Genomic DNA, 13877 nt, shown 5'->3' with positions numbered 1-13877 from the left:
AAGCCGAGTATAACAAGGATACTCGGCTTTCCGGTATTTTTTTTAAATCCCTGTTTTATTATGTTCGGTCAATATTTTTCTATTTTTTTTCAATAGCGACGGCGCGTTTTTTCGACGCTTCCTTTTTCTTAATTTCAACCGTTAAGACTCCGTTTTTATAACCCGCGGAAATTGAATTCGGGTCCGCGTTATCGGGTAATTTGAATGAACGCTTGAAGGACTCGTTTTTACGTTCCCGGAGAATATACGCATCCTCCTTCTTTTCGGCTTTTTCTTCTTTCTTTGAGGAAATGATCAGAACATTTCCTTCAACGTGAACTTCCACATTTTTTTCATCATAGCCGGGAAGTTCCGCTTCGAGGAAATAGCTTTTTTCGGTTTCTTTTACATCCACCGCCGGACGGGGACCGGAATGACCCGGGACGCCTGCGGCAGTATCTCCGAAAAAAGTTTCAGCCAATTGGTCGAAATTCACAAGCGCTTCTTCCAATGTTGTCGGCCGGTACAACGTTACCGATTTCATACAATGCCTCCTGTTTTATAAATAGATATCCGCTAATTTTTCTTTAGCCTGATATTTGATGTTTTAAATGTAGTAGGCTTGGTATGGGATTTCATCACCCGTATGGGTATGAAATCATCGGAATTGCCGGGATTTTCAGATTACGGAGAATGACAGAACAGTTTTTCCGGTACCGGGTTATTCCTGGGGAGGGATTTCAATATAACCATTCAGCATGGCAATGGAAACGGCTTCGGCCTGGTTGGATACGTTCAGTTTGTGGTAGATGGTTTTGATAAACGACTTTATCGTATTAAGGGACATGGCGTAGGCCTCCGCAATTTCCTCTCTGGTAAGGCCCCGGGACAGATCGAGAAGAATTTCCTCTTCCCGTCTGGTCAGGGGATTTTCCTTTGCCGGTTTTGCTGCGCTCTGCTTTTTGTAGGAAGCCCGGACAACCGCAGCCCGCCTGGCAAAATCCGCGGATTGTTTTTCAATGAGATCGAGCCATTGGGGATCAAATGGGTATTTATTCTGCTGCCGGGCAGCGGCGATGAGAGGCGCTATATGGTTTTCACCTTCGATAAACATGGTGATCAGCCCGTTGTGGCAGGACATGTCATAGGCGGACCACAGGGCTTCCATTGCCGCGGCGGTGTTTCCAAGATGGTACTGGATAATACCGGTCATTATATTCAAGCTGATACGGTCCGGCCAGATTCCCCAGGTCATGTACAGTCCCTTGGGGTATTCCAGCATTCCCAAAAGCCTGGCGTACTCCCCGATGGTGATCATGTACAGGGCATAAATAAGCTGGGGCCGTCCGTAATCCAGCAGCGGCTGTTCCGAATTATGGATGTTCAGGATACTCCTGGGGATTCTCCCGAAGTCATGGAGCCGGATATAATACCAGGCCTGGGCGGTATCCCGGATTTCCTTCAGCAATGGAATGCTGAATCGGCCGGCATAATCCGCAATACTCTGGATATGCCTGGCCGTATCCGCGAGGTTTCCCCGCATAAAGCTGATCCGGGCCAGAATAAAAAAGCCGTTGCATACAAGGCCATGCTGATCGTTGGCTTCCGCCTTGTATATGCCCCGGTACGCGTGCTGTTCCGCGGAATCCAGGTCGTAGGACAGGTAGGCGGCTTCGGCGGAAAAAATGTGCTCCAGCCCGCTCATGCCGCCGGAAAGGAACCGGGAAATCCATGACACACCGTAATGCATGGCCTGCTCCATCCGTTCCTTTGCTTCCGGAAGATTATCCGGCATGGCAAAATAATTATTGTTATGGGTGAGCAGTTTGTTCTTGCTGGTAAAGTTCGTTCCCTCCGGAAGATATGTTACCGCCTTCTTGTAATAATCCCCGAAGTCCTCCTCACAGCGCATCATATGAATCGCCCCCAGAGCCGCGTACACATCCCCCAAAAGGGTAAACGCCTCCGGGGTTCCCGCGGCCAGAAGCCGCTGTTCCAGATCCGTAAGCAGGGCCTCGGCCTTCTCCAGTTCCAGTATGCATACATTGATCAGCGCCCGCAGATAATCCGCCACGGGATATTGCCGGACTTCTTCGGCAGTAAGGACATCCAGGTGTTCAAGAAAATACGCCGCGTTTTCCGCGGTTATTTCATACTGCCACTTGGCAATATCGGAAATCACCTGAAGCATACCTTTGTGGTCGCCGCACTTGCGGTAACAGGCGATAGCTTCGATCACATCCCCGATTCCCCGGGAAGCCGCGTAGTATTCCCCGGCTTTCCGCCAAACCAGATTTTCCTCTTCCGGACTGAGGAGATGCTTTTTTTCCTGCAGAAACACCCGGTACAAATTGTGAAATTTAAAACAGCCGACAGCGGGTTCGCTGGTGATAAACATGTGGCTGCCGACAACTTCCAGATCCGCGGGATCTCCATCATATAAATTCACCATGAGATCCCTGGTAAAGGACGGAAGCAAAGAGAGGGCCGCAAAGAACTTCTGCAGATCCGGCGGATACGTGTTAAAAAACCGCTCCGCGAACAGGCGGGAAACCCCTTCAAAAACCGGACTTCCGCCGCCGGATTCATCCAGCAGCCCGCCGCCCTGCAGCGCCAGCAGATTCAGCGCCAGGGGCCAGCCCTCGGTATACTGTTCAACGCGGATCAGTTCGTCATCTTCCGGCGAAAGCCCGTGCATCCGGTACAGTTCCGCGGTTTCCATCGGGGTAAACCGCAGATCCCCGCCGGTAATATGGAAGACACTGCCGGCCATCAGCGGAGATACGTTCATATTGGAAGTAGAATTTGACAGCAGTACCAGACGGAAATTTTCCAGTTCCGGTTCCGCCAGCATGCGGAAAAAATCCTTTACCCCTTTGTCAGTAATTTCGCCGAAATCATCAAAGGTCCATAATACCCGGCGGCCGCCTGAGATTTCACTGGTAAGGGCCTGCAGAAATTCATCATACTTATAGAGAGTGCCGGGAAATTCCAGATTCTCCATGCGTGCGGCCAGGCCGGGAAACTCCCTTCCCAGAGCGCAGGTAAGGTGATCCCAAAACCGCGTATGCAGGTTGTCGAGACTGCCCAGGCGCATCCACAGGATACGGTCTTCATTATTCTGACTGAGGAAATCCGCCATGGCCTGGGTTTTCCCGAATCCCGATCCGGCCTGGAAAACAAGCAGGGGATACCCCAGGCCTTCACTGATGAGAGCGTGCAGCCGCGGACGCCGGATCATTCCCTGGCGCAACGGAAGATTGTTTTTGTGCGGCACGGCGGTATCCTCCACACATAGTGTACACTATTATTTCAGCCGGCCGCAATCGTATTTTTTTCCTCTGAAAGTGAAGGTCTTTTCTTTGTTCCGGCAGCGGGGAGAATCAAACAAACCGGTTCAGTTCCTGCCTGAGCTGATCATACGTTAAGGGGCGGCTGAAATAGTACCCCTGGGCATAATCGATTCCGTACTTCTGCAGAAGCATGAACTGTTCCTCCGTTTCCACCCCTTCGCATATCAGGGACATTCCCAGATGGTGCGCCAGATCAGTGAGCATTTTCAGCAGATATTGCCGGTATGTATCGTGTTCGATACCATCCAGGAACATCTTTTCGGTCTTCAGAGCCTTGGCGGACAAATGTATCAGGTTCTCGAAGTTGGAATAACCGGTGCCGAAATCATCCAGGCTCAGGACAATCCCCTCCTCCCGCAGGCGCTTGAGCCCGGAAATATTGGCGCTGTCAAAATTCATCTTGGCGCTTTCGGTAATTTCCAGGTTGAGTTTTTCCGGGGGAAACCCCGTATCTTTGAGGGTTTTAAGCAGTTTGTTGATGAAGGATTCCTTAACCTGCCGGGTGGGAGAAAAATTGATATCCAGGATGAATTCCCGCTGGTGAAGGCCCAGGGCTACGCACCGTTCCATAGCGGAGGCGCTTACCCAGTTATCCAGGGTTTCAATCAGGTGGAGCTGTTCGGCCAGATGGATAAATTCCATGGGCGAAACCGCGGTTCCGTCGGTTGCGGTCCAGCGGCACAGCGCTTCCGCGGCACACCACCGTCCGGTTCTGACATCGATGATGGGCTGAAAATGAATATCAAAACCGTTCATGTTGTTGAGGACACAGCTGATAAACATGCCCATCACCTTCCGGGCCCGTTTCGCTTCCTGGTTTGCCTGCTCGTCGTAGATGGCGTATCCCTTGTCGCTGTTTTCGCAGGACCGGATGGTCCGCAGCAGGATGTTGCGCATTTCGTTTTTTACGTAATGGCCGTAGACGATGCCCAGTCTGACCGTGCAGTACAGGGACAGGGTTTTACCGGCGGTGCGCTGGGCCCAGGGCTGGCTGAACCGCCGGAGGATTTCCTCGGAACGGTTGATGGCGTCCTGCATGGTCACATGCCGGCCCAGGATGGCGAAGCCGTTGCTGACCCGGTAAATCTGGGCCCGCCGGGACTCGCTGGAAAGCAGCCAGTCCCGTATCTGCATCAGGAGAAAATCGCCGTTGTCCCAGCCGTACATATCGTTGATTTCCTCAAAATGCTCAATCTCAAAGTACAGCAGAGCCACGGTTTCAAAGTTCGCCAGCTCATTGATATCATCCTCCAGCTTTGCGCCGTTGGGAAGTTTGAGCAGGCTGTCGAAGTGGTTCATGGTTTCCAGTACATACTCGGACCGGGCGAATTCGCTCACATACAGGATGGTGAGCAGAATAGCGGGACGGCCGTTCCAGTTAACCGACATTGCGGAAATCTGTTCCCACGCTACTTTTTCCGCCCAGTAATATATGACCGTATGTTCCCGGCCGTCCTCGCAGTCCGCCAGAATGCGGTAGTAGACCGAGATAAATTCCGGCAGGAAGAGGTGCCGGAAATGCCTGCCCTGGATTTCATGAATTGTCTTGTCCAGGGCCTGACAAATCTTGCCGTTGGCGTATTCCACCAGGCCGTTTTCTTTGTTAACCACCAATACCGCCGCCGATATACTGTCAAGAACATAACCCAGGTTTTGCGGTGTTTCATTTTGCATTGCGTGCCCTCCATTGCCTCAGCGCTGCAGTTCCGTTATGGTTTATCCTTCAATCTTAAATTTCCCCACTTCCTCCGTCAGGGTATCGATACGCTGCTTGTTTTCCAGGGTGATATCGTTTATCCGGTTTACCGCGATGGTAATCTGCCGGGACCCGCTGGCCATTTCGTTCATACTCCCGGCAATTTCCTGGGTAATCCGGTCCAGGTTCCGGCTTTCATTAATTACTTCCATGCTGCCGGTGAGCATTTCCCCGGAGCTGTTCCGGACTTCCTGGGTTATGGTGTTCATATTGGTTACAGCCAAAAGAACCTGTTTGCTTCCCGCGCTCTGTTCTTCCATGGCGTTCCTGATGGCCGATTCCTGATCGGCCACAGTCCGTACATCCCGGTGGATGGCTTCAAATTTCATCAAAACGTCTTCCATGGACAGGGTAATCCGGTCCATGGAATCCTTTATTTTTTTCAGCACCCCCGATGTTGTCCTGGACTGTTCCCCGGAGGATTCCGCCAGTTTCCGGATTTCATCCGCCACCACCGCGAAACCCTTTCCCGCTTCCCCGGCGTGGGCCGCTTCAATGGCCGCGTTCATGGAGAGCAGATTCGTCTGGCTGGCGATATTCTGCATTACTCCGTTTATCACCAGCAGTTCCTCGGACTCACCGGCGATTTCCCGGATATCACCGACCACAAGCTGCAGGTCATGCTGTCCCTTTTCAGCTGCCAGAGCCAGGTCCTCCACGTTTTCAGCGTTCTTTACCAATGTCCGGGTAACGCTGGCAATATTCGCCAGCATCTGTTCCACCGCGCTGGATGACTCGGTAACGCTGGACGCCTGGTTTTCTATCTGCCCGTTGAGCCGGTCCAGGCTCCGGGTAATCTGTTCCATGGTGGCTCCGGTCTGGGTTACCCCGGCGGTCTGGCTGATGACCTGGTTCTTGACACTTTCCACATTGGCGCTGATTTCATTCACCGCCGCGGCGGTCTCCGTCATATTGGAAGACAATTCAGTGCCTATGGCAGAAAGGTTTATAGACTGGTCCCTGATAACCGCAATGAGGCGGCTGATCTTATCCAGGGTCAGGTTGAAGTGTTCCGCCATGTCGCCGATTTCATCCTTCCGGCCGGCCTGCAGGCGTTTAGTCAGGTCACCCTCCCCCTGGGAAATATCCTTAAGCATGTCCGCGGTGGCGCGGATGGGCCTGGTAATACCGGCGGCCACCAGAAGAATAGCCGCGGCGAAGAGCATCACAGCAGCGATGCCGATGCCGATAATGAACCGGAGCATGCGGTGTACCGGGGCCAGGACCTTGTCCATGGGAATCCCCACCAGCATGGACCAGGGGGTTCCGCTGCTTCCGATGGTTATGGGTGTGGCGATTACCCGGATATCCGTACCCATCTGGGGGGAATAGACCATATAGGCGTATTCCTGCCCGTTATTGACCGCGTCGGCTACCGCGTCGTTGAACCGGCCGTTCATGTCCTTTTCGGTTTCCCGCATCTGCCGGCCCACCCTGGCAGGGTCGAAGTGGGCCGCCACAATGCCCCCGCTGCTGAACACCGCGGCTACCCCGGTTTCGTAGGGTTTGATACGGCTGATAGGTTCCTGAAGTCCGGAAATATCAATATCAATTCCAACGAACCCGAGGATCCGGCCTTCCCGTCTGATGGGAGCGAATACGCTGGTCACAAGCTGGCGGGCACCCCCGGTGTTCCTAAATTCCGGATCCAGGATCCCCTCCTCCCGGTTGTTTTCCAGAAGCTCCCGGTAGCCGGACATGACCTTCCGGACAATGCGGTTGTTTTCCCGGGTGTAGTACGGCAGGTACCGGCCGGTGCTGTCGCTCCGGTCCGTTCCCGCGAACTGGCTGTCCCGGCCGTCAAGCACGTCCGGCTGCCAGCAGGACCAGATACCCAGGAAATGGGCATTGGATTCCATGAGACTCAGCAGTATGGAATCGTAGTTATACCGCCGGTCTTCCAGCACAAAGGCGTCGTAGCTGTCCATGATTTTAGCCAATGTCCTGGCGGTCTCCAGGTAGGTTTCAAAATATACCTGCATTTCCCCGGCGTGTTTTCCCGCCAGATTCTGCGCGTTTTCCATAGCCGCCTCTGTCTGCAGCGTACTGGAACGCCAATATACAAACAGGGAAAAGCCCGCTATTACAAAAACAGCCAGGCCCAGAATTACCGTAATAAGCCTTGTCCTCAGTTTCATAATCCGCTCCTTGATCCACCAGCCGGACGGCGCCATTGCACGGTTCCACTGTAGCAAAGCTCTTAAAATTTGAAAGTAGACAAAGGGAGAGTAGCCTCTTGTTTTTTTTAAAAGATTGAATAAAAAAACAGTATATTACGGGTATAAAAAACCAGCGTACATAAGGAGCCGGTGATGAAGCGGAAACTTTGGGCGCAGTTCGACTGGGTGGTGAACCGGGAACGCGTAGACGCCATGTTCGACGCAGGCATGGCCTATCCCTTTGTGACGGTGGTGGCGGGTCCGGGGTACGGCAAATCAACCGCGGTGATGGATTACGCCCGGAATACAAACCGGAAACTTATCTGGCACCATCTCTTAATGATCGATAATGAGCCGGACTGTTTCTGGGCCAGGGCTGCTGAGGCGGCCCGGCGGGAACTCCCGAAACTGGCTGACGCAATGGCGAAAGGAAAATTCCCCGAAGCCTCTGGTGATTTCCATGCCTTCCTTAAAAGCCTGGCCAGGATACTGTATCAAGGCAATGAAGCGCTGCTCGTTTTCGACAGCGGCGAGTCCATCACCAATGAAAAAATTCTTCTGTTCCTTGATGGACTCATCAAGGCAGAAATGGAAAACCTCTGCATTATTTATATCAGCAACGTCAGGCCCGAGCTTGGTCACCTGGTCGGGGACGGACACCATCTCCAGATTGGACCCGGGGAACTGCAGTTCAACCGGCATGAAACCATACAGCTGTTCAGAAAATACCGCCGGCAGGCCGGCGACGGGGAATGCGCCCGCTTGCTGGAACTCACCGGCGGCTGGCCCCTGGCGCTTCATCTCATAGCCTCCCACCCGAGCAATAAGGCGCATCATGGGTTCGGGGAGACCCCCCATTTCCATGTCATCGCGGAACTGTTCCAGCAGAATTATTTTGTCGAATATGAGACGGCTTTCCAGCTGCTGCTGGTGAAATTATCCTTCTTTGACGGAGTTCCCCTGGGTCTGATTCAGGCAATTGATACGGGGAATACGGTGCAGACAGTGGATGAAATGACCAGGAATATTTTTATTTCCTACGACTACAGCCAGAGCCGTTTTTATTTCCAGAAGATGTACCATGATTTTCTAAGCCAGAAACGGGCCATGCTCAGTGATGAGGAAAAGCGGGATACCTACTCAAAGGCGGGCAGCTGGTTCTGTTCTCGGGGTTTTTACCTGGAGGCACTGTACTGTTACTGGGAAATCCGGGATTACAGCCATTATATCGATGCCATGACCCATCTGCCCAGGAAACGGCGGAGCAGGCGGTCTGCCAATATGGTACTTGAGCATTTGAATCAATTTCCCGAATCCTATGTCTGGGAACATGAAATTGTTGACCTGTACCGAGCCCTGCTATATATCAACGATATGGAGATTGAACGCGCCGGGGAAATTCTCACGGCACTGGCAGACCGGCTGGAAACCCAGGGGCCGCCGCCCGAAAAGCGGCTTCTCCTGGAAAATGTATATATTGCCTTGATTGAAGTTTCCTTTTTTCAGAATAACCTTGATGGTCTGGGCTATGCCCTGAAGGCCCGGCCTCTGATGCCTGAGGGCGGCAGGATACGTTCCGATGATTCCATGGTTGTGGGAAACAGCACCGTATTTTTCCTGCCCGACAATACACCGGGCAGGCTGGAAGCCATGTTCGTTTTTATCCGTCAATTCTCGGATGCATCCAGGCATCTGTACGGTAAAAGCGGGCGCGGGTTTACTGAACTGTTCACCGCGGAGGCGTCGTATGCGGCGGAGCGTTTCGGCGATGTTCTGGAATACAGTTCCCGGGCGGTATTCCGGGCCCAGGAGGCGGGCCAGCATGATATTGTGCTGAATGCCTTCACCCTCCAGCTGCGGCTGGCGCTGTTCCAGGGAAACTATGATACCGCCCGGTCCGTCCTGGCAAAAATTACTGACTATACAGAACAGGCCGGATGCGCGGATGTCTATCCGCTGCTGGATTGTACCGCCGGGATGTTCTTTGTCAGTCTGGGGGATACCTCGGAAGTTCCCTCCTGGCTCTCCGGCGGCGGCGGTTTGCCTACGGATATTCCCATGGATGCCGGCCGGGACCGGATCATCTGCGCCCTCTGCCATTACCTTGAGGAACGGTATACCGAAGCATACGCCGTACTGCTGGAACTGGAGAGCATTCTCCGGGAACACCGGCAGTGGTGTGTCCGGGTCACAAGCCATATCATCAAGGCTCTTTGCCTTCATAGCATGGGAAACATGCAGAAGGCGGTCCGCTCGTTTTGGGATGCATACAATATGACCTGGCAGAATAATATCATCATCTGCTTTGCCGAATTCGGAAGACCCATGGAGTTCCTGGCTGACGCGGCCCGGGCCCAGACGGAGATGGACTTTGATACCCAATGGCTAGACAGGGTTCACAGGGAAGCGTCGGCCTTCGCGAAACGGAACTCCGCCATGCGGAAGCGCCACCGGAATGATGCCGTTATCCGCCATAAGGCCCGTATGGACGAGCTCACCCCCCGGGAGCTGGAGGTAATGCGCTGCCTGGCGGAAGGGCTTACCCGGGACGAGATGGGCAGCATCCTGGGAATCTCATTGCATGGTGTGAAAAAACACATCACCAATATCTATGACAAGCTCGGGGCGGTGAACCGGGTTGACGCCATCCGTATCGCGGACGCAAACGGTATTTTTGATAAAAAACAATGAATCGATATGCAAAAGTAAAAAGAATGGATTACCATAACAAAGGAGGCAGCGTGATGGTTAAACCGAAAAAATTAACACCCGGTGATACGGTGGCGCTGGTTTCATTATCATCCGGAATTGCCGGGGAAGAACATTTTTCGGACAGGGTGAAAATTGGAAAAACCAGGCTTGAAAATGACTTTGGTTTGAAGGTTGCCATCATGCCAAATGCCATGAAGGGAATAACTTTCCTTGACGAAAACCCGCAGGCACGGGCCGATGATCTGATGCGGGCCTTTTCGGACAGCGGCATAACGGCGGTTATCTCAATGATTGGCGGTGACGATACCATACGGCTTCTTCCGTTCATAAACTTTGAAACCCTGCGGAACAATCCGAAAATATTCATGGGATATTCTGACACAACGGTTAACCACTTTATGCTGTATAAAGCGGGGATAACCTCGTTTTACGGGCCCTGTGTTTTCACGGATTTTGCGGAAAACCGCGCCATGTATGACTATACCAAAGGGTATATTCAAAAAGTGTTGTTTGAAGAAAATGATACCCTGCCGGTTGAACCGAGTCCTCAGTGGACATCGGAATTCCTTGATTGGGCAAATCCGGAAAATAACGCCGTACCCCGCACCATGGTACCGGACAGCAAGGGATATGAACTGCTGCAGGGAAACGGAGTTGTCCGGGGCAGGCTTCTGGGCGGGTGCGCGGATGTTTTTCCCATGATTATCGGAACGGAGCTTTGGCCTGGTGCGGAACAGTGGACGGATAGTATTTTGTTTCTTGAAACCTCGGAAGAATATCCGTCACCGGACAGTATAAAATACCTGCTCCGGGGATTGGCCGCGCAGGGTGTGATAAAACGGCTTAAGGGCGTCATCTTCGGCAAGCCGAAGGATGAGAAATATTACGGCGAATACAAAGAGGTTCTTCTGCGGGTAATCGGCAAAGAAGCGGGACGGCCCGATCTGCCGGTTCTGTATAATATGAATTTCGGGCATACCGCGCCCATCTGCATTTTGCCCTACGGGGTATTATCGGAAATTGACTGCGCAGAAAGATCCTTCAGGCTTCTGGAATCCGCTGTCAGCTGATTTTCCACTGTAAAATGAATAATTCCGGTAAAACTCATTTCTTTTTCACCCATTCGGGTGGTTTATTTCCCCATCAGAGCCCATATAATACAATTGGCTATGGGTGAAAAAGTATAAACGGAGTCACATCCACAAGGAGTCAGGCGGATATGCATCAGGACACCTCCCCAGCAGTACAGGACAGCCGGCAGCAGCCGGGGGACAGTTCCGGTGAAATTTCCCGGGGGTACTGTTCCGGAAAAGAATTGAATCCGCTGCTTCCGGAAAAGTATGGTATACTATTTCCCAAAGGGAATACTGTTATGACGCACCAAAGCAGCCTGCCCCTGCACCGGGGAATGATCCGCCGGCCAAGGCTTTGGACGCTGATCCGGGAGGGGCTGGAATGTCCGCTCCTGGCTTTTCTTGCCGGGCCTGGGTTCGGCAAGACCCAGGCCATGGCGGATTATCTCAACCAATCCGGCGACCGGATTCTCTGGATCCGCCTGGGCAGCCTTGATAATCTGGAATCAAATTTCTGGGCCCATCTCAGCCGCGGTCTGGAACGGGAATTTCCGCGGTTTTCCAAGAGCCTCGAGACCCTGGAATTCCCGGATAGCCCCATCAAATTCGCCTCCTTTCTGAACGTTCTCACAAAGGAACTCAAACGGGGAAAGCGGATAATATGGGTGTTTGATGACTTCGGGGAAATCACCAATAAAGGGGTCCTGAATTTTTTCCGGATGGTACTGGAGCAGGATCTTGAAAACTTCCGGATGGTGCTGCTATCCAACTCCCCCGGTTCGGAGTCGGTTTTTAATACGAACAGCAGGCGTTCTCTCATAACAGGGGAAGACCTGCGTTTTACCGATGAGGAGATTTCCGGCCTGTTCGGTATAAATGATGTTTCACTGGAACCGGACGAACTGGACCGTATACGGCGCTATACCGATGGATGGCCCCTGGCCCTGCACCTTGTAGCCTTGCAGCATAATAGGATGACCGAGCTGACAAGCCATTCCGGCGGAATCACCCAGAATGGAATCACTCACCTCTTCGGCGAACGTTTTTTTTCGGACTATCCAAAAGAACAGCAGAAACTCTTTGCGCAGCTTTCTCTGCTCAATTATTTTACCCTGGAACTCATTGCCTCCATAAATGAAGGAAGCCAGACCGACCTGGCGGTCTTTACGAACCACGTGTTCATCAAAAAAGAGCCCGGTACAGACCATCTCTTCTTTCACCATCTGTACCGCCTTTTCCTGCGGGAAAAAAAACACCTCCTGGCCCCGGAAGAGGAACAGAACGCATGGAGGAAGGCGGCGGAGCTGTATGAATCGGCCGGAGACACCATTGAAGCGGTCACCTGTTTCCGCAACGGCAAAGATCATTTGGGTATGCTCAACGCAATCTCAAAATCATCAAAACTTTATTATGGCATAACAGCGGCAAACGCGGCTTTTTTTCTGGAACATATCGGACTGCTTACTCCTGAGGAAGTACAGCAATATCCCATCGCTGATTACCTGCGTGGGCTGATTTACCTCAATACATTGGATATCGAAAGAGCCGAAGTACTGCTGCTTGACCTGGAGCAGCGGCTCCTTACGGATGGTTCGCCGGAAGCACTCAAGCTTCTGGGGGACGTATATACACTCATCGGAGCAATCCATATGATGCGTATCCAGGAGGACTTCGGCGAATATTATAAAAAAGCCGCTGTTTATCTCCCGGAAGGTTCAAGCGATAAAAACAGACATACGATGCTTACGAGAAACCAGCATAGTTTTTCCATACCGGACAATCTGCCCGGGGCAAAGGAGCGGATGGAAAAAGCCGTACATTACGGGGTTTCATGGGCAGCCAAGGTTCTGGCCGGAGGCATGAGCGGTCTGGGGCATATTTATTCATCTGAGGCTGCCTATTTATCCTATGACCTGGATAAGGCTGAACAGCACGCGTTCAAAGCGATCCATGAGGCGGCGGTAAACGCGCAGCATGACCTGGTATGCAACGGGTACGGTATGCTGGCCCGGATCAGCTTTATGCGGGGAAACCTTGAGGAAATGTCAAACCATATCCATAATGAGCTGGATTATGCGGATAAATACGATTTTACCGCGCTCAGGGAAATCCGCGACACCGCCCTCGCCTGGTATTACATCAAACTGCGTGACTTCGGCAGGATTCCGCAAAGTGTCCTGACCCTCGGTGATTCGGAACAGGCACTGCTTTCGTACGGCCGTGTACAGCTTGTATACGCCAACTACCTGATCAATACCGGAGAGTATGCCAAGCTTGCGGGGCAGCTTGAAAACCCGAAGGGGCTGTTCCTGACCCGGGGAATCTGGCCGGACCGGATCTGTCTGTTTATTATGCTCGCTATCAGCCATTACCATCTGGGGAACCATGATGCCGCCATGGAGGCCCTCTGGACGGCCTATGATATGTCTTACCGCAATGGACTGACCACTCTGTTTATTGAGGCCGAAAAACATATGGGCGCCCTGATTGACCTGGCCCGGCAGCAGCAAACATACGTTTTTAATTCCCACTGGCTTGACCTCATCGCAAAACAGGCAGCGGCTTTTTCCAAGAGGGCCGCGGCGGTCCGGACTGCCTACAAAAAACAGGATATCCCGAAAACAGCAAAAAAGAATCCCCTCACCGCGCGGGAAGCCGAAATTCTGACAGACCTCTCCCGGGGACTGACCCGGGAAGAAATAGCCATTAAGGATAGGATTTCCATCAACACGATAAAATCCTTTATAAGGACCATCTATACAAAACTGGACGCGGCAAACCGGGCGGAAGCTGTGTCCATCGCCATTTTGAATAGCTATATTGAAGGTCCCGGGTCCGAATAGGA

The 13877-nt window shown here is 52.4% G+C and carries 7 protein-coding genes; 3 read left to right on the top strand and 4 right to left on the bottom strand.

The genetic code is table 11. From position 1 onward, the window contains the following. Positions 1-79 precede the first annotated feature (79 nt). From JFL75_RS02535 to JFL75_RS02520, 4 genes are all read right to left on the bottom strand, one after another. Positions 80-523: an Hsp20/alpha crystallin family protein gene (locus JFL75_RS02535; protein ID WP_215625127.1), complete on the bottom strand. Its 444-nt coding sequence runs from the start codon at positions 521-523 to the stop codon at positions 80-82. Positions 524-700: 177 nt separating this feature from the next. Further along, positions 701-3256 (bottom strand): LuxR C-terminal-related transcriptional regulator, encoded by a 2556-nt coding sequence (locus JFL75_RS02530; RefSeq protein ID WP_215625126.1) that lies wholly within the window; start codon positions 3254-3256, stop codon positions 701-703. Positions 3257-3362: 106 nt separating this feature from the next. Further along, positions 3363-5006, bottom strand: coding sequence for a sensor domain-containing protein (locus JFL75_RS02525; protein ID WP_215625125.1), 1644 nt, complete (start codon positions 5004-5006; stop codon positions 3363-3365). 42 nt (positions 5007-5048) lie between these two features. Beyond that, a complete protein-coding gene (locus JFL75_RS02520; RefSeq protein ID WP_215625124.1) occupies positions 5049-7226 on the bottom strand; it encodes a methyl-accepting chemotaxis protein in 2178 nt (725 codons plus the stop codon). 174 nt (positions 7227-7400) lie between these two features. Between JFL75_RS02520 and JFL75_RS02515 the strand changes: the two genes are divergently transcribed. From JFL75_RS02515 to JFL75_RS02505, 3 genes are all read left to right on the top strand, one after another. Further along, a complete protein-coding gene (locus tag JFL75_RS02515) occupies positions 7401-9938 on the top strand; it encodes a helix-turn-helix transcriptional regulator (RefSeq protein ID WP_215625123.1) in 2538 nt (845 codons plus the stop codon). Positions 9939-9991: 53 nt separating this feature from the next. Beyond that, complete coding sequence (locus JFL75_RS02510; RefSeq protein WP_215625122.1) at positions 9992-11029, top strand: S66 family peptidase; 1038 nt, start codon at positions 9992-9994, stop codon at positions 11027-11029. A 302-nt stretch (positions 11030-11331) separates the two neighbouring features. After that, positions 11332-13875, top strand: coding sequence for a LuxR C-terminal-related transcriptional regulator (locus JFL75_RS02505; RefSeq protein WP_215625121.1), 2544 nt, complete (start codon positions 11332-11334; stop codon positions 13873-13875). Positions 13876-13877 lie beyond the last annotated feature (2 nt).

The organism is Breznakiella homolactica (assembly GCF_016616095.2).
GTDB lineage: Bacteria > Spirochaetota > Spirochaetia > Treponematales > Breznakiellaceae > Breznakiella > Breznakiella homolactica.
The sequence above is the reverse complement of the archived record's forward strand: the minus strand, read 5'-3'. Positions and strand labels throughout refer to the sequence as shown.

Bases quoted from the DNA above. Each gene is read 5' to 3' on its own strand.
- JFL75_RS02535 (WP_215625127.1), bottom strand. From the start codon at position 523: ATGAAATCGGTAACGTTGTACCGGCCGACAACATTGGAAGAAGCGCTT.
- JFL75_RS02505 (WP_215625121.1), top strand. From the start codon at position 11,332: ATGACGCACCAAAGCAGCCTGCCCCTGCACCGGGGAATGATCCGCCGG.
- JFL75_RS02515 (WP_215625123.1), top strand. From the start codon at position 7,401: ATGAAGCGGAAACTTTGGGCGCAGTTCGACTGGGTGGTGAACCGGGAA.
- JFL75_RS02525 (WP_215625125.1), bottom strand. From the start codon at position 5,006: ATGCAAAATGAAACACCGCAAAACCTGGGTTATGTTCTTGACAGTATA.
- JFL75_RS02520 (WP_215625124.1), bottom strand. From the start codon at position 7,226: ATGAAACTGAGGACAAGGCTTATTACGGTAATTCTGGGCCTGGCTGTT.
- JFL75_RS02510 (WP_215625122.1), top strand. From the start codon at position 9,992: ATGGTTAAACCGAAAAAATTAACACCCGGTGATACGGTGGCGCTGGTT.